The organism is Streptomyces sp. NPDC056222, assembly GCF_042264065.1.
Classification (GTDB): Bacteria; Actinomycetota; Actinomycetes; order Streptomycetales; family Streptomycetaceae; genus Streptomyces.
Map to the genome: position 1 here is coordinate 1 of NZ_JBHJTL010000095.1, position 20,518 is coordinate 20,518.

The window sequence follows — 20,518 nt, forward strand, 5'->3', positions numbered from 1 at the left end:
CGGCTTGCCCGGCCGGACGGACACGGTCATCAGTCGGGTGACGCGGCCGTCGACGTAGCCGCGACGGGTGTACTCCGCGACCAGCTGCTCGCAGACGAACTTCTGGATGCCGTAGCTGGACCGGGGGGTGGGCAGGGTCGACTCGGAGACCACCGGGGGCAGCGGCAGCGCCGGATCGGAGCCGTAGACGGCGACGCTGCTGGAGAACACCACGACGGCCGTCGGGCCGCCGGCGGCCGACTGGGCGCGGGCGGCCTCGAGCAGGGCGCGGGTGGTGTCGACGTTGGCGCTCATGCCGAGGTCGAAGTCGGCCTCGCACTCGGCGGAGACGGCGGAGGCGAGGTGCACGACCACGTCGACCGGCTTGGCGAACAGCTCGTCGAGGCCGTCGGTCAGGTCGCCCCGCACGACGTCGACGAGCGGGTCGGCCGCCTCCGGCGAGGCGTCGGGCACGAACCGGTCGGCGAGCACCAGCCGCTCGATGGGCGTACCGCGGAACGTCCGTGCGTCGAGCAGGGCGCGGGCGACCTGCCGACCGAGGAAGCCGAAGCCACCCGTGATGACGATCCTCATGCGTTGTCTCCTCGGTGGTTCTGGTGGTTCAGGTGGTTCTCTTCGTGCTGGTGCTTCTTCAGCCAGCCGAGCCCCTCGCTCGTGCCGGCGCGCGGGACGTACTCGCAGCCGATCCATCCGTCGAAGCCCGATTCGTCGATGACGCCGAACAGATGGCGGATGTCGAGTTCGCCCTCGTCGGGCTCGTGGCGGTCCGGGACGCCGGCGATCTGCAGATGGCCGACCCGGCCGGTGGGCAGGTCGCGGCGCAGGGTGGTGGTGAGGTCGCCCTCGACGATCTGGCAGTGGTAGAGGTCCAGTTGGACCTTGAGGTTCGGCGCGCCGACCTCCCGCACCACGGCGTGCGCGTCGGCCTGCCGGCTCAGGAAGTAGCCCGGCATGTCACGGCCGTTGATCGGCTCGATCAGGATGTCGACGCCCGCCGCGGCAGCCCGCTCCGCGGCGCGGGCGAGGGTGGCCAGATACGTGTCGCGGTGTGCGGCGAGCTCGGCCTGGGTCGCGTCGGGACGGACGAGTCCGGCCATCACGTGGACGCGGGGGCAGTCCAGCGCCGCCGCGTACTCCAGCGCCCGGTCGATCCCGTCGAGCGTCTCCTTCTCGCGGCCGGGCAGCGCCGCCGTTCCGCGCTCGCCGCCGTCCCAGTCTCCCGGGGGCGCGTTGAAGAGCACCTGGCGCAGACCGTGGTCGTCGAGGCGGCGACGGAGTCCGGTGGCGTCGTAGGCGTACGGGAAGAGGTACTCGACCGCCTGGAAACCGTCCGCCGAGGCCGCGGAGAAGCGGTCGAGGAAGTCGTGCTCGGTGTACATCATGGACAGGTTCGCGGCGAACCTCGGCATGGTGACTCCTGTGGGGGAAGGGCCGGATCCGGTCCTGAGCGGAGGTCCGGATCCGGCCGGTGGGACGGGCGCGGCCCGTCAGCGGTTGACGACCTGCTTGTTCGTGGTGAGCACCGCGACGGCGCCGACGACGAGGCTGAGCGCCAGGACGTACATGGGGATCGAGGTGGAGCCGGTGGCGTCCTTGAGCGCGCCGATCATGTACGGGCTGACGAAGCCGGCGAGGTTGCCCACCGAGTTGATCACGGCGAGACCGGCCGCGGCGGCGGTGCCGCCGAGGAACGCGGTGGGGAGCGACCAGAAGAGCGGGGCACAGGTCAGCACACCGGCCGCGGCGAAGGAGAGCGCCACCAGGGACAGCACGGTGGACCCCGACCAACTGGCAGCGAGCGAGAAGCCGACGGCGCCCATGAGGCTCGGGATCACCAGATGCCAGCGGCGCTCGCGGCGTTTGTCCGCCGAGCGGCCGAAGAGGTTCATCGCGACGAGCGCGGCGAGGAACGGCACGGCACTGAGCACGCCGATCGCGAGGTTGCCCTTGATGCCGGTCGACTGGACGAAGGTGGGCATCCAGAAGGTCAGCGCGTACTGGCCCATCACGAAGCAGAAGTAGATGAGGCACATCAGCCACACCTTGGGCTCACGGAAGGCGTCCAGGACCCGGCCGTGCACCGACTTCTGGGCGGAGTCCTCGGCTATCGCCCGCTCGACGATGTCCTTCTCCTCCTCGCTGAGCCACTTGGCGTCGCGGACGCCGTTGTCGAGGTAGAACAGGCAGGCCACACCGATGGCGAGCGCGGGGAGGGCCTCCAGGAGGAACATCCACTGCCAGCCCTGCCAGCCGTTGACACCCTGGAAGCGGTCCATGATCCAGCCGGACAGCGGGTTGCCGAAGATGCCGGCGACGGGGATGGCCGACATGAACAGGGCGATGACCCGGGCACGGCGGTGCGAGGGGAACCAGTACGTACAGTAGAGGATCACGCCGGGGTAGAACCCTGCCTCGGCGGCGCCGAGCAGGAAGCGGAGCACGTAGAACGTCGTCTCGTTCGAGACGAACATGAACCCCGCGGAGACCACGCCCCAGGTGATCATGATGCGGGCGATCCAGGTGCGCGCACCGATGCGCTGCAGCATCAGGTTCGACGGCACCTCGAAGAGGAAGTAGCCGATGAAGAACAGGCCGGCACCGAGGCCGTAGGCCGCCTCGCTGAACCCGAGGTCCTCGGACATCTGCAGCTTCGCGAAGCCGACGTTGACGCGGTCCAGGTAGGAGAAGACGTAACAGAGGATGAGGAAGGGGACGATGCGGCGCACGACCTTGCGGAAGACGGCGTTCTCGCGGGCGAGGTCGGGGGCCTCTGCCGTCGTCGCGGATATGGACATGACGGAATCCTTCGTAAGCGGCTCAGGGGATTCTCTGACGGGGTGGAGCGCTGGTCACCACGCTGCTCGGAACGTGGACCTCAGTTCGTCGATCGCGTGATCGGGGAGTGGCTCAGGGCGACGGTCGGTCAGGAGCCAGAGGCGTGCCGTCTCCTCGAGTTCTTCGAGGACGGCGAGGGCGGTGGCGGCGTCCGGACCCCAGACGACGGGGCCCAGACGGTCGAGGAGCACAGCCCTGATCGGGGTGGCGCGAGCGGCGCGGTCGGCGATCGCGGCCGCCACCAGGTCGGCCACGCGCGGGTCGCCGGGCCGGTGGTAGGGGATGAGCGGAACGTGCCCGACCTTCATCACGTAGTACGGGGTGAGAGGCGGAAGCACGTCGTCCTGGCTCCACACACCGGCCAGGGTGAGGCCGACAAGATGCGTGGAGTGGGTGTGGAGGACGAAGCGGGCCGTGGGGTCGGCCTCGTAGATGCGCCGGTGCAGCGTCAGCGTCTTGCTGGCGCGGTCGCCCGCCACCTGCTCGCCGTCGGCGTCGACCAGCGCGAGCCGGTCGGGTTCGAGGAATCCGAGGGCGGCGTCGGTGGGGGTGATCAGATGACCCTCGCCGACCCGGGCGCTGATGTTGCCGGCGCTGGCGTGGACGTAGCCGCGGGCGAACAGGCTCGTGCCCACGCGGACGATCTCGGCACGCGCCGCGTCCACGGCGCGGTCCGGGAGGTCCGCGGTGCTGTTCGCGTGGTCCCAGGCGCTGTTACGGACGTCCGCGGCGCTGTTACGGAACCCGGTCACGCGGCGGCCTCCGCGTCCAGGAGGGCGAAGGCGTCGGTGAAGAAACCCGGGCCGCCGAAGTTGCCGGACTTCAGGGTGATGTGCAGCGTCTCCCCGGCGGGGAGGGCCGCCGCGCACCACGGCACGCCGGGGTCGATCTGCGGTCCGATGCGCAGCCCGGTGAGGCCGAGCGCCTGGACGACCGCTCCGGAGGTCTCGCCGCCCGCGACGACGAGCCGGCGGACACCGCACTCCACGAGCCCCTGGGCGACCCGGGCCAGGGTGCGCTCGACGAGCTCCCCCGCCTCGGCCGCGCCGAGGCGGCCCTGCACGGTACGGACGGTGTCGGGGGCCTCGGTCGAGTAGACGAGGACCGGTCCGTCGGCCAGGTGCGCCTCGGCGAAGGCCAGCGCCTGCCCGGCGACGTCCTCCCCGGCCGCGATCCGCAGGGGGTCCACGCTGAACGCGGGGCGGCCGCTCTTCAGGAACTCCAGGACCTGGCCGTTGGTGGCCTCGGAGACCGATCCGGAGACGATGGCCCGATGTCCGGCCGCCGGCGGGAGCTGGGCGGCGGCGGGCGACGGGCGGAAGCCCCAGTTCGCGGGCAGACCGATCGCGAGCCCGGACCCGGCGGTGACCAGCGGCAGCCCCTGGACCGCCGCACCCATGCGCACGAGGTCGTCGTTGGAGACGGCGTCGACGATCGCTGTGGCGACGCCGTTCGCACGCAGCTCGGCGATGCGGGACCGGATCGCCTCGGCGCCGTCGGCGACGACCGTGTGGTCGATGAGGCCGACCGGCCGGATCGTCTGGGCGCCGAGTACGGAGACCAGGTTGGAGTCGGTCATCGGCGTGAGCGGGTGGTTCCGCATGCCGCTCTCGGCGAGCAGGACGTCTCCGACGAAGAGATGGCCCTTGAAGACCGTGCGCCCGTTGTCGGGGAAGGCCGGGGTGGCGATGGTGAAGTCGGTGCCGAGCGCTTCCATCAGGGCCTCGGTGACCGGCCCGATGTTGCCGGCCGGCGTCGAGTCGAAGGTGGAGCAGTACTTGAAGTAGATCTGCTCGGCGCCGGCGGAACGGAGCCAGGCGAGCGCCCGCAGCGAGGCGTCGACGGCCTCGGCGGCCGGGACGGTCCGCGACTTGAGGGCGATGACGACGGCGTCGGCGTCCACGTCGTGGCCGGTTCCGGGTACGTCGATCAGCTGGACGACGCGCATGCCCGCGCGCACCAGGTTGTTGGCCAGGTCCGTGGCGCCGGTGAAGTCGTCGGCGATGCAGCCGAGTCGGATGGTCATGTCAGCCCTCGGCCTTCGGCAGGTCGACGCCCGGGAAGATCTTGATGACCGCGCTGTCGTCCTCGCGGCCGAACCCGGCCGCCGACGCCTGCAGGAACATCTGGTGCGCCGTCGCGGCGAGCGGGAGCGGGAACCGCTCGGGACGGGCGGCGTCGAGGACGAGCCCGAGGTCCTTGACGAAGATGTCGACCGCGGACAGCGGCGTGTAGTCGCCGGCGAGGACGTGGGCCATGCGGTTCTCGAACATCCACGAGTTGCCCGCGCTGTGCGTGATGACCTCGTAGAGCGCCTCGGCCGGTACGCCGGCCTTGATGCCGAGGGCCATCGCCTCGGCCGCGGCGGCGATGTGCACACCGGCCAGGAGCTGGTTCACGATCTTGACCTTCGAGCCGAGTCCGGCGCGGTCCCCCAGGCGGTAGACCGTGCCGCTCATGGCCTCCAGGAACGGGTCGGCGAGCTCGTACGCCGCGGCCGAGCCGGAGGTCATCATCGTGAGTTCGCCGACGGCGGCACGGGCGGCGCCGCCGGAGATGGGGGCGTCCAGGTAGAGCACGCCCCGCTCGGCGAGGCGCCCCTCGAGCTCCTCGGACCAGCCGGGGTCGACGGTGGAGCACATCACGAAGACGGCACCCGGGCGCAGCCGGTCGGCCGCCCCGTCGGCGCCGAACAGCACGGACTCGACCTGTGCCGCGTTGACGACGACGCCGACCAGGACGTCCACGGCGGCCGCCAGGTCGCCGGTGGTGGCGTAGGCCGTCCCGCCTTCCCGGGCGAAGCCCTCGGCCACGTCCGGCCGCAGGTCGTGGACCGCGACGTCATGCCCGGCGGCCCGCAGACTGCGGGCCATCCCCAGGCCCATGGCCCCGAGTCCCACCACGCCGACGCGCGGACGTGTCGGCCTGTCCTGGTCGTTCATGCCCCTACCTCGTCTCGCTGTGCCTCCGGAGCGCGAGCCCAGAAGGTGATCGGGTCATATGATGACCTGAGGATGCAGAGCAGTCCACTGTGAGGCCCGTCACATTGCATCGGATTGCGCGCTGCGCAACGCAGAAAGCGGCGGTACGCCTGTCAGAGGCGTACCGCCGCCGAGGTTCGGGGCGTCATGAACGGCGTCATGAACGAGGGGCCGGCGGTACCGAAGGGACTGGTGGTCGGCGCCCGCCGGCCGTCAGGTCCGGTCAGACTCCGTCCGGGTCCGCGCGCTCGAGCGCCGGGCGCGAGCCGGGCGCCGACTCGGTGAGGAGGTAGTCCGCCGCAGCGCGGTCCGTCACCAGGCTGGTGACCAGACCGGAGCGGAGCACCGCGCCGATCGCCGCCGCCTTGCGCTGACCGCCCGCGATCGCCACGACCTCGGGGATCCGGCGCAGCCGGTCGGCCTCGACCGTGATGCAGCGCTCGCCCAGGTCACGCCCGACCCGGCGCCCTTCGGTGTCGAAGAGGTGCGCGGACATCTCGGCGGCGACGCCGAGGGAGGCGTAATGGGCGCGCTCCTCGTCCGAGAGCATGTCGTGCACGGTCGAGATGCCCGGCTCCCAGGAGCCGATGGACACACAGGCGACGGTGACCTTGTCGAAGTACTCGAAGGCCCGGGCGATACCGGTCTGGTTCCGCAGCGCGGCCGCCGTCGCGGGGTCGGGCAGCAGCATCGGCGCGTAGATGGGGTGCGCCTCGCCGCCGGAGACCTGGGCGGCACGCCGTACCGCCTCGACCGAGCCGCGCTCGGCGGTCCCCGCGTCGTACACGCCCGTGAGCTGCACGACCGTGCACGGGGGCAGCCTGTCGAGGGCCGCCGCCATGTGGATGGTGGAGCGGCCCCACGCCAGGCCGAGGACGTCGCCCTCGTTGACGAGCTCGCCGAGCAGGTCGGCCGCGACCTCGCCGAGGTTCTCCGGGTCGGGCGACTCGTCCTCGCCCTCGGCCGGGGACTCGACGACGACGGCGTGCCGGAGCCCGTAGCGGGCACGGAGCGCGTCGGAGCGCTCGGCGTCCAGCTCCGCGGGTACGCGGATCTCGATCCGTACGAGGTCGCGTTCGAGGGCGGTCTCCAGGACCCGGGCCACCTTGAAGCGGCTGACGCCGAACTCCTCGGCGATCTGGATCTTGGACTTGCCCTCGAGGTAGAAGCGGCGGGCCATGGCCGCCGCCTGCACCAGCTCCGCGGGTCCCATCCGCAGGGCTGACCGTCCCGCCGAGATTCCCGCCACCGCGATCTCCTTAGCTCTGTTCTCGTACCGCTGCTCAGTGCTGCTGCCGTGCTGCTGCTGTGCTGGTCGTGCGGTCCTGCTGTGCTGCTTGTCGTTCACACTCTGGACTCGCCGTTCATCCTGTCAGATCCGGCGGGCCCTGATCGGTCCTGTCGACGCTCCGACGGACCGCGTTCATCTGGCCGAGGCTCAGTGGCCACACGCCCACGCCGCCGAGGCGATGGTGGACTCGGCCTTCGCGCGGAGCGAGCGGACCGCCTCGGCCGGGTCGGCGGCGCCGTAGACCGCAGAGCCGGCGACGAAGACGTCCGCGCCGGCCTCGGCGCAGCGCTCGATGGTGGATTCGGCGACCCCGCCGTCGACCTGCAGCCACAGCTCGAGGCCGTGCTTGGAGATCAGCTCACGGGTACGACGGATCTTGGGGAGCATGATGTCGAGGAAGGCCTGCCCGCCGAAGCCGGGCTCGACGGTCATGATCAGCAGCATGTCGAGCTCGGGGAGCAGGTCCTCGTACGGCTCGATGGGCGTCGCGGGCTTCAGAGCCATCGACGCCCGCGCGCCCTTCGCCCGGATCTCCCGCGCGAGACGCACGGGCGCGGCCGCCGCCTCGACGTGGAAGGTGACGGACCCGGCACCTGCCTCCACGTACTGCGGGGCCCAGCGGTCAGGGTCCTCGATCATGAGGTGGCAGTCCAGCGGGGTGCCCGTCGCGCGGCTGAGCGACTCGACGATCGGCACGCCGAGCGTCAGATTGGGCACGAAGTGGTTGTCCATGACATCGACATGCAGCCAGTCGGCACCCTCGACGGCCTTCGCCTCCTCGGCGAGGCGGGCGAAGTCTGCGGACAGGATGCTGGGGTTGATCTGCGCCATGTGCCAAGCCTGCCATGTTCTTGGGCACTTCTTTGCCGCGGAGCGGTTTCGGACCGGGATCCGCGCGGGTTCGGTACGGATTCGGCCCGGATTCGGCCCGGATTCCCCGCGCGCTCCGCCGATCCCGACCGTCCACATGCCGGACGCGGGGCCGTTCGGCCCGCGCCTCTCGGGCGTCAGGCCGTACGGCGGAGCAGCGCCAGGTACATCGCGTCCGTGCCGTGGAGGTGGGGCCACAGCTGGACGTCCGGGCCGTCGCCGAGTCCGGGAACGCCGGCCATCAGCGGGCGGACGTCGATCCACTCCGCCTCGACGGCCGGGCCGCCGCGGCCCTTGAGGACGTCCTCGACGACCACGCGGGTCTCCGCCAGGTGCGGCGAGCAGGTCGCGTACCCGACGACTCCCCCGACGCGGACCGCCGACAGCGCCTCGCGCAGCAGACCGCGCTGGAGCGGGGCGAAGCCGTCCATGTCCTCCGGGCGGCGGCGCCATCGTGCCTCGGGGCGACGGCGCAGCGCGCCGAGGCCGGAGCACGGAACGTCCATGAGGACCCGGTCGAAGGAGCCCGGACGCCACGGCGGGCGCGTGCCGTCGGCGGCGATGACCTGGTACGGGCCGGGGTTGCCGGCCAGCGCGCGCTCGACGAGGCGGGCGCGGTGGGGCTGCTTCTCGGAGGCGAGCAGGGAGGCACCTCGCTGCGCGGCAAGGGCTCCGAGCAGCGCGGCCTTGCCACCGGGGCCCGCGCAGCCGTCGAGCCAGCGCTCGTCGCGACCCTCCAGGGGCGCGTTGGCCAGCGCGATGGCGACCAGCTGGCTGCCCTCGTCCTGGACGCCGGCCCGCCCCTCCTTCACGGCCTCGATGGCGCCGGGCTCGCCGCCCTCGGCCAGCCGGACCGCGTACGGGGACCAGCGGCCGGGCAGCGTGTCCTCGCCGGTGAGCTCCTCGGTGGTGGCGCGCCCGGGCCGGGCCACGAGCGTGACCTCGGGCCGCTCGTTGTCGGCCTCCAGCAGGTCCTCGATGCCGGCCCGCCCGCCGCCGAGGGCGTCCCAGAGCGCGGAGACGACCCAGCGGGGGTGGGAGTGGACGACCGCGAGATGGTCCTCGGCGTCGTCCTCGTACGGCGGGGCGACCTGCGCGACCCAGGTGTCGAGGTCGTTCTGCGCGATCTTCCGCAGAACGGCGTTCACGAACTTGGCCCGCCCGTCCCCGAGCACCACCCGCGCCAGCTCCACGCTCGCCGAGACGGCCGCGTGGCTCGGAATGCGTGTACCGAGCAGCTGGTGCGCGCCGAGCGACAGCACGTCGAGGACCGGTGGATCGACCTCCCGCAGCGGCCGGTCGATGCACGCCGAGACGATCGCGTCGTACGTCCCCTGGCGCCGCAGCGTCCCGTAGACGAGCTCGGTCGCGAGCGCGGCGTCCCGCCCGTCGAAGTCGCCCTTCTCCCGGGCCTTCTTCAGCAGCGGCGGCAGCACGAGATTCGCGTACGCGTCCCGCTCGTCGACCGCCCTGAGCGCCTCGAAGGCCAGGATCCTGACGGGATCCTTCTTGGGACGCCGGTACGGCTTGGGGGGACGGCGATTGGCCTGCTCGCTCAAAAGGTGCTCCGCTGACGAAGTGAGACGGTCGAACCCTCCAAGCCTACGTCCGTGCCGGCCACCCGCTCGCCCACCCGTCGGCCACCACCGCCCTGCTCGACGGTGCTACGCGCCGACCGTTTCCCCTGCGGCGATACGGACCCCACGAGCCCAGTCCGCCGCCCGCATGGGCTTCTTGCCCTGGGGCTGGACCCAGAGCAGTTCCACGGCGTACGAGCCGGTGCCGACGTACACGTTGTTCTTGCCGACCCCGAGCTCGCCCGGCGTCAGATCGGTACGGTCCGGGACGAGCGCCGCCTGGATCAGCTTGAGGCGCTCGCCGCGGAACAGGGTCCAGGCGCCCGGGGCGGGCGTGCAGCCGCGCACGACGCGGTCCACGCGCAGCGCCGGGGCCTTCCAGTCCACGTGGGCGTCCTCGACCTGGATCTTGGGGGCCAGCGTGATGCCGTCGGCCGGCTGCGGGACGGCCTTCAGGCTGCCGTCCTCGATGCCGTCCATCGTGGCGGCGAGCAGCCCGGCGCCGGCGAAGGCGAGTCGGGTCAGCAGGTCGCCACTGGTGTCGGTGGGGCGGACGTCCTCGGTGATCACGCCGTAGACCGGACCGGAGTCGAGCCCTTCCTCGATCTGGAACGTCGACGCGCCCGTGACCTCGTCGCCCGCCATCACGGCGTGCTGCACCGGCGCGGCGCCGCGCCAGGCCGGCAGCAGCGAGAAGTGGAGGTTGACCCAGCCGCGGGCCGGGATGTCGAGGGCGACCTTGGGCAGCAGCGCGCCGTAGGCCACGACCGGGCAGCAGTCGGGGGCGATCTCGCGGAGCCGCGCGAGGAACGCCTCGTCACGCGGCCGCGCCGGCTTGAGCACCTCGATCCCGGCCTCCTCCGCACGCTGGGCGACCGGGCTCGCGACCAGGTGCCGACCGCGGCCCGCGGGAGCGTCGGGACGGGTGACGACGGCGGCCACCTCGTGCCGACCGGAGGCGAGCAGGGCGTCCAGGGCGGGTACGGCGACCTCGGGGGTGCCTGCGAAGACCAGCTTCACTCGGGGAAACCTCGCATCTCGGGGCGGTGGGGTACCTCCCTGCTCGAGCGCAGCCGAGAGCTTGGGGGAGGGCAGCGCACCAGTCTAGAGGGCGGGGCGCGAGGGGGCGTACGTGAGCCTGAGCGCCCTGCGCATATGCGTGTACGCCCCCGCACCGTGACCCAATCCACGGGTGGCGCGTTGGTCAAGAGAGATTGACCGAAACGGGCCGCTGTCCTCTTCGCGGTCCCACCCTTTACACGCCGGTTCGAGAGGCTTTCACATGGCCGACCACGCCACCCACGACGCCCAAGCCCGGGCGAGTCTGCACCTGTTGGTGCGAGACATCGAGCGGGTCCGGCGGCAGGTGGACGCGCTGCGCACACTCACGGCCCAGCTGGGCAATGTCTACCGCCCGCGCCGCTCCGGCCCGTCGACGGGCTTCGTCGTCTACGGGCGGGCGCCCGCCCCGACCGTCCGGCTCGCCCAGGAGCTGCGGGACAGTGTCGAGACCTTGGTGACGGCGGCGGTCGACTTCGACCGCTCCCTCGGGTTCTCGTGGGACGCGGTGGGCTCCGCGCTCGGGGTGACGAAGCAGGCGGTCCACCGCCGCTACGGGGCGCGGCGCGCGCCTCAGCCGGGGGCGGTCGTGGAGTCGGACCGCGCCGCGGAGCCGGGCACGACCCGCACGCTGCCGGTGGTTCCGCCGGCCCGCACGATGCCGCCGCAGCCGACCTCCGCGACGCTCCGCGAAGACCCCCGCCCCCCGGCCTTCCCGGGCCCCCGCAACGGCTGACGCCGGCCGCCTGCGCGGGTTGTACACAGGGCCCCACAGCACGGTGCTCACCCTCCCCCGTCGCGGGACCCGTTCTGCCGGGGCGAGCCCCCCTCACCCCCCGGGGTTGCGCGTTGCGAAGGACGGTGCCCACCCTCAACCCCCGCCCGGGGTTGCGCCTTCCGCAGGACGGTGCCCACCCTCAACCCCCGCCCGGGGTTGCGCCTTCCGCAGGACAGTGCCCACCCTCAACCCCCGCTCTCGCCGGTTGTGGGCAGGCGTTCCGCAGGGCGGAACGGGTGGGCACAACCCCACGACGGCGCCGCACCCGTGCGCACCGTACGGGACCGGGAGCCTGGGCCCGGCAAGGGCACCGTTCCGTTGTGCCCACCCTCCCCCAGACTCCGTCCGGGGGGACCCCCAGCCCCAGCGGAACAGTTGCCCACAACGGGGGGTGGGTGGGCGAGGTCGTGAGGGCGGGCGCCGGCCCAGGCGACGCGGGCGCCTACGGCAGCGTGTTGGCGGCGGCCCGGGTGGCCACGGCCCGCGTGGACCGGCGCATGGCCGCCGCCCCCGGATCGCGGGTCGGAGCCGCCCGACGGGGCGCGCGTCAGCCGATGTCCGGAGGGTCCACCCGGACCCTCACCGGATCGCCCCCACCCCGTGCCAACCGCCCCGCCCGCGCCTTCTTCAAGGCCGCCGCCAGCGCCGCCCCGTTGCCCGGCGGGACGCGGACCAGGGCGCGTTCCCACTGCTCCCCCGGTGGGGTGTCCCCCGGCCGGCGGGGGCCGCCAGCGCGGACGACCGGGAGCGGGACCGGGCCCAACACCTCTGCGTCGTCCGGCAGTTCGGCCGCCGCGAGGAACGACACGACCGCCTCCGGCGGGCCGGACACCGCCGCCATCCGGGAGACCGGCGGGAAGCCCAGCTCGGCCCGCTCCGCCAGCTCGCGCTGGGCGTGGCCGACGGGGTCCCACCTCACGAGCGCCTGCACCGGCCGCAGCGTGGGTTCCGCGACCACCACCACCGTGCCGCCCTCACCCTGCCCGCGCACCAGCGAGGCCGCGTCTATCCAGCGCCGTAGCGCCTCCTCTCCCGCGCGCAGGTCGGGCCGGCCGAGCATCGCCCAGCCGTCGAGGAGCAGCGCGGCCGCGTAGCCGCCCTCGGCGACCGGCTCCGCGCCCGGCGTGGACACCACGAGCGCGGGCCGCCCCGGGACGGTGTCCAGGACGTGGTCCCGCCCCGACGTCCGCACCGGCACCGCGGGGAACGCCCGGCCGAGCTCCTCCGCCGTCCGCCGCGCGCCCACGACCTGGGCCCGCAGCCGTGTCGCGCCGCACTCCACGCAGTGCCAGTCCGGCGCTCCCCGCCCGCACCAGCCGCACCGCAGCTCCTGCTGCTCGGGCGCCTCCAGCGGCCCGGCGCAGTGCCGGCAGCGCGCAGGGGTCCGGCAGCGCTCGCACGCCAGCCTCGGTACGTAGCCGCGGCGCGGGACCTGGACGAGTACCGGACCGGTCTTCAGGCCCTCCCGTACCGCCTGCCAGGCGAGCGAAGGCAGCCGTGCGGCGCGCGCGGCCTCGTCTCGGGCGAGATCGGTGTCGCCGACGGTCCGTACGAGCGGGGCGGCCGCCCGCACCTGGTCGCGGCCGGCGATCAGCGGCGCGGCCCAGCCGGACTCGACGAGCTGCGCGGCCTCGACCGTGCAGCTGGTCGAACCGAGCAGGAAGGCGCACCTGTCGTGGGCGGCGCGCAGCAGCAGCACATCACGCGCGTGGGGCTGCGGCGCGTGCGGCTCGCTGTGGCTGCCGTCCCCGTCGTCCCAGATGGCGACGAGCCCGAGGTCCCGTACGGGCGCGAACATCGCCGCCCGGGTACCGACGACCGCGCGCACGGAGCCCCGCCGTACCGCGAGCCACTGCGCGTACCGCTTCTCCGGTCCGGTCTCGGCGGTGAGCAGCGCGTGCCGTCCCGGCCCCAGGAGCGCCGTCAGCGCGGCGTCCACGCGTCCGGCGGCCCGTCCGTCGGGTACGACGACGAGCGCGCCCCGCCCGGAGGCGAGCGCCGCGCCCACGGCGCGGGCCAGCTCCTCGGCCCAGTACGGCCCCGGCAGCGCGTTCCAGACCGCCCGCGGGTCCCCGCCCCGGGCCAGGGCGTCCAGGAAGGCCGTGCCGCGCTCGTACCGCGCCCAGGTGCCCGCCTCGGGCGCGGCGGGCGGCGGCAGTGGCTCCGGGGACGCCTTGCCCTCCGCGCGGGCGCTGCGGGGCGGGATCGCCAGCTGGAGCACGTCCGCGAGGCTCCCCGCGTACCGGTCGGCGACGGCCCGCGCGAGCCCCAGGAGCTCTGTGCTCAGCACCGGCTCGGGCGACACCACGTCGGCGAGAGCGGCCAGCGCGCCCTTGTAGTCGGACTCGGCCCGCCGCTCGATCAGGAAGCCGTCGATCAGCCGCCCGCCCTCGCGCCGCCCGTCCCTGACCTGGTGCGCCCCGGCCCCGAACCGCACCCGCACCCGCACCCCGGGCTGGGCGACGGCGTCCAGCTCCTCGGGCACGGCGTAGTCGAAGAACTGGTCGAGGTGGAGCACCCCCTTGTTGACCACCACCCGCGCGACGGGCAGCTCCTTGGCCAACGCGGCCCCCCGCCACGTCCGCGGCTTGGCCCGCGGCACCTTCGCCTTCCGCACGGACTCCCGAATGAGCGCGAGCTGCTCGTGCGACTCACCGGCCGCACCCTCGGGCGTCTCGTTCTCGCTGCTCACAGCCACATACCTACCAGACCCCACCGACACCCGGCCCGGGGCCGGACGCGCGGAAGCCCGGCTCCCCCACGAGGGTGCCGGGCTTCCGCATCGTGCCTTGTCGGCGCCTAGAGGCCCGCGGCCTTGCGCAGGGCCTCCACGCGGTCCGTGCGCTCCCAGGTGAAGTCGGGGAGCTCGCGGCCGAAGTGGCCGTACGCCGCGGTCTGGGCGTAGATCGGGCGGAGCAGGTCGAGGTCGCGGATGATCGCGGCCGGGCGGAGGTCGAAGACCTCGCCGATGGCGTTCTCGATCTTCTCGGTCTCGATCGTGTTGGTGCCGAAGGTCTCGACGAAGAGGCCCACGGGCTCCGCCTTGCCGATCGCGTACGCGACCTGGACCTCGCAGCGCGAGGCGAGGCCCGCGGCCACGACGTTCTTGGCGACCCAGCGCATGGCGTAGGCGGCCGAGCGGTCGACCTTGGACGGGTCCTTGCCGGAGAAGGCACCGCCGCCGTGACGGGCCATGCCGCCGTAGGTGTCGATGATGATCTTGCGGCCGGTGAGGCCGGCGTCGCCCATCGGGCCGCCGATCTCGAAGCGCCCGGTCGGGTTGACCAGCAGGCGGTAGCCCTCGGTGTCGAGCTTGATGCCGTCTTCCAGGAGCTGCTTGATGACGTGCTCGACGACGAACTCACGGATGTCGGGCGCGAGCAGCGACTCGAGGTCGATGTCGGAGGCGTGCTGCGAGGAGACCACGACCGTGTCGAGGCGGACGGCCTTGTCGCCGTCGTACTCGATGGTGACCTGGGTCTTGCCGTCGGGGCGCAGGTACGGGATGGTCCCGTTCTTGCGGACCTCGGTCAGCCGGCGGGAGAGCCGGTGCGCGAGGTAGATCGGGAGGGGCATCAGCTCGGGGGTCTCGTCCGACGCGTAGCCGAACATCAGGCCCTGGTCGCCGGCGCCCTGCTTGTCCAGCTCGTCCTCGTCGCCCTCGACGCGCTTCTCGTACGCCGTGTCGACGCCCTGCGCGATGTCCGGGGACTGCGACCCGATGGAGACCGAGACGCCGCAGGACGCGCCGTCGAAGCCCTTCTTCGAGGAGTCGTACCCGATCTCGAGGATCTTGTTCCGTACGAGGGTGGGGATGTCGGCCCACGCCTTCGTGGTCACCTCACCGGCGACGTGCACGAGGCCGGTGGTGATCAGCGTCTCGACGGCGACGCGGGAGGTGGGGTCCTCGCGGAGGAGCGCGTCGAGAATGGTGTCGCTGATCTGGTCAGCGATCTTGTCGGGGTGACCTTCGGTCACGGACTCCGAAGTGAACAGACGACGGGACACAATGCTCCCTGGGGTTGCAGCGGCTGCTGGCTGAACAATGTCGGACGGCAGGGGGCTGCGCCCCGCGACGTTCCGCGACCAGTCTATCGGGCGTGCTCGGGCATTGGGCCAGGTGTCTCGCAAGGTGGGAGCCGGAGGCTCATGAAATCCGGCCTCACACGCATCACGAGCACCCGTTCAGATCCCCCGAGAGGACCGGATTCCCGGGATTTCACTCCGCCGAGTCGGTGAATTCCGGACGATCGGAGGATTTCCCGGAATTCTCCGCGGGCATGGTCCGCAGGCGTGGTGCGACCAGGTCCCAGACCGTTTCCGCGAGGGCTTCCTTCGGTCCGTACGGTACGGGCGTGTCGGTGCCGTCGGCGCTGAGCACCACGGCCTCGTTCTCCTCGGATCCGAAGGTCTTGCGTTCCCCCACCTCGTTGACCACGAGCAGGTCACAGCCCTTGCGGCGGAGCTTTTCCCGGCCGTTGGCGAGGACGTCGTCGGTCTCGGCGGCGAAGCCGACGATCAGCTGGCCGGGAACCGCCCGGTCGGCGGAGATCTCGGCGAGGATGTCGGGGTTGCGGACCAGTTCGACGGTGGGCGCCTCGACGCCGTCCCGCTTCTTGATCTTCCCCGATGCGTAGACCGCCGGGCGGAAGTCCGCGACGGCGGCCGCCATGACCACGGCGTCGGCGTCGGCCGCCGCCTTGAGGACGGCCTCGCGCAGCTGGATCGCGGTGCCCACGTGGACCACGTCGACGCCGGCCGGATCCGGGATGCCGGTGTTGGCCTCGACGAGGGTGACCCGGGCGCCACGGGCGGCGGCGGCCTTGGCCAGGGCGTAGCCCTGCTTGCCGGAGGAGCGGTTGCCCAGGTAGCGGACGGGGTCGAGGGGCTCACGGGTGCCGCCCGCGCTGACCACGACATGGCGGCCGACGAGGTCGGGTGCGGCGGTGCCGCGGGCGAGGATCCGACGGCAGACCTCGAAGATCTCGGCGGGGTCCGGCAGCCGGCCCTTGCCGGTGTCGACGCCGGTCAGTCGGCCGACGGCGGGCTCGATGACGACGGCGCCGCGGCGGCGCAGCGTGGCCACGTTCTCCTGGGTGGCCGGGTGCTCCCACATCTCGGTGTGCATCGCCGGCGCGAAGACGACCGGACAGCGGGCGGTGAGCAGCGTGTTCGTCAGGAGGTCGTCGGCGAGGCCGTGGGCGGCCTTGGCGAGCATGTCGGCCGTGGCGGGGGCCACGACGACGAGGTCGGCGGCCTGCCCGATCCGTACGTGCGGGACCTCGTGGACGGACTCCCACACCTCGGTGGAGACGGGGTTGCCGGAGAGGGCCGACCAGGTGGCCGCGCCGACGAAGTTCAGGGCCGAGGCGGTCGGCACGACGCGTACGTCGTGGCCGGACTCGGTCAGCCGCCGGAGCAGCTCACAGGCCTTGTACGCGGCGATGCCGCCGCTGACCCCCAGAACGACCTTCGGCTTGGTCACCACTGCCACTCCCCGCACTCGGATGCGTACTCGGATGCGTACGTCTCCATGAGACACCACAGGCCCGGCGGTTGTTCCGCCGGGCCTGAGGTGATGAACGTTACGTGCTTACTGCGCCGGGCCCTCGATGGCCTCGGAGGTCAGCAGACCCGCGTTGATCTCGCGCAGGGCGATCGAGAGCGGCTTCTCGTGGACGTGGGTGTCGACGAGCGGACCGACGTACTCGAGCAGGCCCTCGCCGAGCTGCGAGTAGTACGCGTTGATCTGACGCGCGCGCTTGGCCGCGTAGATCACGAGGCTGTACTTCGAGTCGGTGGCCTCGAGCAGCTCGTCGATCGGCGGGTTGATGATGCCCTCGGGCGCGGTGATGGAAGAGGACACGCTCTAGCCTTCCGAAGAAACTTCTGGGTGAGCTGATCGGGATGATCAGATCCAGGTGATCAGAAAAAGATCAAACAACGTTCATCAAGGCTAGCAGCTCACGGGCCACGTCCTCGACGGAGGTGTTGACCAGGGTGGTGTCGAACTCCGTCTCGGCGGCCAGTTCGATCTTGGCGGCCTCCAGCCGGCGCTCGATGACCTCGGGCGACTCGGTGCCGCGGCCGGTGAGCCGGCGGACCAGCTCGTCCCAGCTCGGCGGGGCCAGGAAGACCAGCTGCGAATCCTGCATGGACTCCTTGACCTGACGGGCGCCCTGGAGGTCGATCTCCAGGAGAACCGGCTCGCCGGCCTCCAGGCGCTCCAGGACCGCCGCACGCGGCGTGCCGTAGCGGTTGCCCGCGAACTCGGCCCACTCGAGGAGTTCCCCGTTGGCGACCAGCTTGTCGAATTCGTCGTCCGTGACGAAGAAGTACTGGACGCCGTGCTTCTCGCCGGGTCGCGGCTTTCGTGTCGTGGCCGACACCGAGAGCCAGACCTCGGGGTGGACCTTGCGCATATGAGCGACGACCGTGCTCTTGCCCACCCCGGAGGGGCCGGAGAGCACGGTCAGCCGCGGACGTACCTCTGCTGCCATGCAGCGATTATTCCAGCTTTACGGGGGTGCCTGGGACGGCAGTCCCGTCTCAGGCGCCGGTGCTGCCGAACTCGCGCTCCAGGGAGGCGATCTGGTTGGAACCGAGCCCGCGCACACGACGGCTCTCGGAGATACCGAGCCGCTCCATGATCTGCTTGGCGCGGACCTTGCCCACGCCCGGGAGCGACTCCAGCAGCGCGGAGACCTTCATCTTGCCGATGACGTCGTTCTCCTGGCCGGTCTTGATCACCTCGTGGAGGGAGGCGCCGGAGTGCTTGAGTCGATTCTTGACCTCGGCCCGCTCCCGGCGAGCCGCGGCGGCCTTTTCGAGCGCGGCTGCGCGCTGTTCAGGGGTAAGGGGCGGAAGAGCCACGCCTACGTCACCTCGGATGTCGAACTGTCGGATACGGACCGGTGAGGAACCTGGACGCCCCACACCAGTGGAGCAACGACCAACGTGGGTAACCGCTGAACGCTGACTCTGCCCCGGAGACTAGCGGCCAATGCCTCTCCAGTCAGCGAGAACAAGCGAAAAGTCCTGGTCAGCATCGACCGACCAGGACTTTTCGGGCATAACGACCGGGTTTTGAGCCAAGTTCTTGTCACAGAGTGAGACGGCCCCGACCTGCGGATTGGCCCGGCGGGCGGTCAGGAGCCGACGGCCTCGCGGATTTCGGTCGCGTACCGCTCGGCGGAGGCCCGCAGGGCCGCGGCGTCCGGACCGTGCTTCAGGACGCCTCGGCTGACGTTCGGGACCACATTGCGGACCGCCGCGCCGAAGACGGCCGGGAGATCGGCCGGGGTGGCACCCTGGGCGCCGATGCCGGGAGCCAGGAGCGGGCCGTTGATGTCCAGGTCGAAGGAGGACAGGTCGCCGAGCGTCGCGCCGACGACCGCGCCGAAGGAGCCCATCGGGGTCTCCCCCGCGTTCTCCTCCGCGAGGTGGGCCAGCATGGTCGCGCCGATCGTACGGCCGTCCTCGCGCACCGCCCGCTGGACCTCCGCGCCCTCCGGGTTGGAGGTGAGGGCCAGGACGAAGAGGCCCGCGCCGGACTTCCTCGCCAGGTCGACGGCCGGCTTCAGCGAGCCGTAGCCGAGGTACGGGGAGACCGTGAGGGCGTCCGAGAAGAGCGGGGAGTCCTTCCGGAGGAAGGTCTCGGCGTAGGCGGCCATCGTGGAGCCGATGTCGCCGCGCTTGGCGTCCATCACGACCAGGCCGCCCGCTGCCCGCAGCTCGGCGACGGCGCGCTCCAGGACGGCGACACCGCGCGAGCCGAAGCGTTCGAAGAACGCGGACTGCGGCTTGAAGACGGCGACGGTCTCGGCGAGGGCCTCCACCACGGTGTACGTGAAGCGCTCCAGACCGGCGATGTCGTCGCCGAGGCCCCAGGAGTCGAGGAGCGCGGCGTGCGGGTCGATGCCGACGCAGAGCGGGCCGCGCTCGTCCATGGCGGAGCGCAGCCGGGTTCCGAAGGAGAGAGTCACTTGGCGGCGGCCTTTCGGTTGTCGGCGCCGACGGCCTCGGCGAGGGTGGCGTACGGGGAGGCGGCGAGGCGCGCCGCGAGGCCCTTGTGGATGGCGCGGGCGTAGAACGGGCCCTCGTAGATGAAGGCGCTGTAGCCCTGGATCAGGCTGGCGCCGGCCAGGATGCGCTGCCAGGCGTCCTCGGCGTTCTCGATGCCGCCGACGCCCACGAGGACCAGCCGGTCCCCCACGCGCGCGTGGAGGCGCCTGAGGACCGCGAGGGAGCGCTCCTTGACGGGCGCGCCGGACAGGCCGCCGGTCTCCTTGATCAGCGCCGGGTCGGACTTCAGACCCAGGCCCTCGCGGGCGATGGTGGTGTTGGTGGCGATGATGCCGTCGAGGCCGAGTTCCAGGGCCAGGTCGGCGACCGCGTCGACGTCCTCGTCCGCGAGGTCGGGGGCGATCTTGACCAGGAGCGGGACGCGGCGGTCGGTGACGGTGCGGTCGGCCGCTTCCCGTACCGCGGTGAGCAGCGGGCGGAGCGACTCGGTGGCCTGGAGGTTGCGCAGGCCGGGAGTGTTCGGCGAGGAGACGTTCACGACCAGGTAGTCGGCGTGCGCGGCGAGGCGCTCGGTGGACTTCACGTAGTCGGCGGCCGCCTCGGCCTCCGGCACGACCTTGGTCTTGCCGATGTTGACGCCCACGACGGTCCTGAAGACCGGCACGCGCGCGTGGAGGCGGGCGGCGACGGCGGCGGAGCCCTCGTTGTTGAAGCCCATGCGGTTGATCAGGGCGCGGTCCGGGACCAGCCGGAAGAGGCGCTTCTTGGGGTTGCCGGGCTGGGCCTCGCCGGTGACCGTGCCGATCTCGACGTGGTCGAAGCCGAGCATCGACATGCCGTCGATCGCGACGGCGTTCTTGTCGAAGCCGGCGGCGAGGCCGAAGGGGCCGTGCATCCGCAGGCCGAGGGCCTCGGTGCGCAGCTCCTTGTGGCGGGGCGCGAGGACCGCGGCGACGAAGGTGCGCAGGACGGGGACGCGGGCGGCGAGGCGGATCCAGCGGAAGGCCAGGTAGTGGGCCTTCTCGGGGTCCATGCGCTTGAAGACGAGGTTGAAGAAGAACTTGTACATGTGGGTGTCCTCAGCAAGAGGGGGACACCGTTT

Annotated in this window: 19 protein-coding genes; 1 reads left to right on the plus strand and 18 read right to left on the minus strand. The window is 72.1% G+C overall.

Going from position 1 to position 20,518, the window contains the following annotated elements; translation table 11 throughout:
* From ACFC0D_RS31390 to fmt, 10 genes are all read right to left on the minus strand, one after another.
* Positions 1-573 (minus strand): NAD-dependent epimerase/dehydratase family protein (locus ACFC0D_RS31390; RefSeq protein WP_376443244.1); only part of this gene is annotated, 573 nt, incomplete at its 3' end.
* Positions 570-1,409: a 2-oxo-tetronate isomerase gene (gene otnI / locus ACFC0D_RS31395; protein ID WP_376443247.1), complete on the minus strand. Its 840-nt coding sequence runs from the start codon at positions 1,407-1,409 to the stop codon at positions 570-572. The genes ACFC0D_RS31390 and otnI, both read right to left, overlap by 4 nt.
* 78 nt (positions 1,410-1,487) lie before the next feature.
* Entirely contained in the window at positions 1,488-2,795 is a 1,308-nt protein-coding gene (locus ACFC0D_RS31400; RefSeq protein ID WP_376443250.1) for an MFS transporter, read from the minus strand.
* A 54-nt stretch (positions 2,796-2,849) separates the two neighbouring features.
* Positions 2,850-3,587, minus strand: a complete 738-nt coding sequence (locus tag ACFC0D_RS31405; RefSeq protein ID WP_376443253.1) for an aldolase — start codon at positions 3,585-3,587, stop codon at positions 2,850-2,852.
* Positions 3,584-4,861 (minus strand): 3-oxo-tetronate kinase, encoded by a 1,278-nt coding sequence (gene otnK / locus ACFC0D_RS31410; RefSeq protein WP_376443256.1) that lies wholly within the window; start codon positions 4,859-4,861, stop codon positions 3,584-3,586. The genes ACFC0D_RS31405 and otnK overlap by 4 nt, the downstream gene beginning before the upstream one ends.
* 1 nt (position 4,862) lies before the next feature.
* Positions 4,863-5,777 (minus strand): L-threonate dehydrogenase, encoded by a 915-nt coding sequence (ltnD, locus tag ACFC0D_RS31415; RefSeq protein WP_376443259.1) that lies wholly within the window; start codon positions 5,775-5,777, stop codon positions 4,863-4,865.
* A 262-nt stretch (positions 5,778-6,039) separates the two neighbouring features.
* A complete protein-coding gene (locus ACFC0D_RS31420; RefSeq protein WP_376443300.1) occupies positions 6,040-7,056 on the minus strand; it encodes a sugar-binding transcriptional regulator in 1,017 nt (338 codons plus the stop codon).
* A 198-nt stretch (positions 7,057-7,254) separates the two neighbouring features.
* Complete coding sequence (gene rpe, locus ACFC0D_RS31425) at positions 7,255-7,938, minus strand: ribulose-phosphate 3-epimerase (RefSeq protein ID WP_329122888.1); 684 nt, start codon at positions 7,936-7,938, stop codon at positions 7,255-7,257.
* A gap of 176 nt (positions 7,939-8,114) precedes the next feature.
* Positions 8,115-9,536 (minus strand): RsmB/NOP family class I SAM-dependent RNA methyltransferase, encoded by a 1,422-nt coding sequence (locus tag ACFC0D_RS31430; RefSeq protein WP_376443263.1) that lies wholly within the window; start codon positions 9,534-9,536, stop codon positions 8,115-8,117.
* 105 nt (positions 9,537-9,641) lie between these two features.
* A complete protein-coding gene (fmt, locus tag ACFC0D_RS31435; RefSeq protein WP_376443266.1) occupies positions 9,642-10,574 on the minus strand; it encodes a methionyl-tRNA formyltransferase in 933 nt (310 codons plus the stop codon).
* Between the two features lie 262 nt (positions 10,575-10,836).
* Between fmt and ACFC0D_RS31440 the strand changes: the two genes are divergently transcribed.
* Positions 10,837-11,349, plus strand: a complete 513-nt coding sequence (locus ACFC0D_RS31440; protein WP_376443269.1) for a hypothetical protein — start codon at positions 10,837-10,839, stop codon at positions 11,347-11,349.
* A 589-nt stretch (positions 11,350-11,938) separates the two neighbouring features.
* Here ACFC0D_RS31440 and ACFC0D_RS31445 read toward each other — a convergent pair.
* The 8 genes from ACFC0D_RS31445 to ACFC0D_RS31480 form a co-directional block, all read right to left on the minus strand.
* Positions 11,939-14,083 carry a primosomal protein N' gene (locus tag ACFC0D_RS31445; protein ID WP_376443272.1) on the minus strand — a complete coding sequence of 715 codons (2,145 nt, stop codon included), beginning with the start codon at positions 14,081-14,083 and terminating at the stop codon, positions 11,939-11,941.
* Positions 14,084-14,190: 107 nt separating this feature from the next.
* Positions 14,191-15,399 (minus strand): methionine adenosyltransferase, encoded by a 1,209-nt coding sequence (metK, locus tag ACFC0D_RS31450; RefSeq protein ID WP_362371761.1) that lies wholly within the window; start codon positions 15,397-15,399, stop codon positions 14,191-14,193.
* Positions 15,400-15,610: 211 nt separating this feature from the next.
* The gene (coaBC, locus tag ACFC0D_RS31455; protein WP_376443274.1) at positions 15,611-16,876 is read right to left on the minus strand and encodes a bifunctional phosphopantothenoylcysteine decarboxylase/phosphopantothenate--cysteine ligase CoaBC; all 1,266 of its coding nucleotides are present in this window, start codon (positions 16,874-16,876) and stop codon (positions 15,611-15,613) included.
* Positions 16,877-16,984: 108 nt separating this feature from the next.
* Complete coding sequence (gene rpoZ / locus ACFC0D_RS31460; RefSeq protein ID WP_005319902.1) at positions 16,985-17,257, minus strand: DNA-directed RNA polymerase subunit omega; 273 nt, start codon at positions 17,255-17,257, stop codon at positions 16,985-16,987.
* Positions 17,258-17,327: 70 nt separating this feature from the next.
* Complete coding sequence (gene gmk, locus ACFC0D_RS31465; protein WP_376443276.1) at positions 17,328-17,891, minus strand: guanylate kinase; 564 nt, start codon at positions 17,889-17,891, stop codon at positions 17,328-17,330.
* A gap of 49 nt (positions 17,892-17,940) precedes the next feature.
* Positions 17,941-18,264: an integration host factor gene (locus tag ACFC0D_RS31470; protein WP_030204477.1), complete on the minus strand. Its 324-nt coding sequence runs from the start codon at positions 18,262-18,264 to the stop codon at positions 17,941-17,943.
* Positions 18,265-18,539: 275 nt separating this feature from the next.
* Positions 18,540-19,376, minus strand: a complete 837-nt coding sequence (pyrF, locus tag ACFC0D_RS31475; RefSeq protein WP_376443278.1) for an orotidine-5'-phosphate decarboxylase — start codon at positions 19,374-19,376, stop codon at positions 18,540-18,542.
* On the minus strand, positions 19,373-20,485 hold the full coding sequence (locus tag ACFC0D_RS31480; protein WP_376443281.1) for a quinone-dependent dihydroorotate dehydrogenase: 1,113 nt from the start codon (positions 20,483-20,485) through the stop codon (positions 19,373-19,375). Before ACFC0D_RS31480 ends, pyrF begins: the two co-directional genes overlap by 4 nt.
* Positions 20,486-20,518: the final 33 nt, after the last annotated feature.

What these genes read in the sequence shown, in the direction of transcription:
- otnI (WP_376443247.1), bottom strand. Translation starts at nt 1,409, where the DNA reads ATGCCGAGGTTCGCCGCGAACCTGTCCATGATGTACACCGAGCACGAC.
- ACFC0D_RS31400 (WP_376443250.1), bottom strand. Translation starts at nt 2,795, where the DNA reads ATGTCCATATCCGCGACGACGGCAGAGGCCCCCGACCTCGCCCGCGAG.
- otnK (WP_376443256.1), bottom strand. Translation starts at nt 4,861, where the DNA reads ATGACCATCCGACTCGGCTGCATCGCCGACGACTTCACCGGCGCCACG.
- ltnD (WP_376443259.1), bottom strand. Translation starts at nt 5,777, where the DNA reads ATGAACGACCAGGACAGGCCGACACGTCCGCGCGTCGGCGTGGTGGGA.
- rpe (WP_329122888.1), bottom strand. Translation starts at nt 7,938, where the DNA reads ATGGCGCAGATCAACCCCAGCATCCTGTCCGCAGACTTCGCCCGCCTC.
- ACFC0D_RS31440 (WP_376443269.1), top strand. Translation starts at nt 10,837, where the DNA reads ATGGCCGACCACGCCACCCACGACGCCCAAGCCCGGGCGAGTCTGCAC.
- gmk (WP_376443276.1), bottom strand. Translation starts at nt 17,891, where the DNA reads ATGGCAGCAGAGGTACGTCCGCGGCTGACCGTGCTCTCCGGCCCCTCC.
- ACFC0D_RS31480 (WP_376443281.1), bottom strand. Translation starts at nt 20,485, where the DNA reads ATGTACAAGTTCTTCTTCAACCTCGTCTTCAAGCGCATGGACCCCGAG.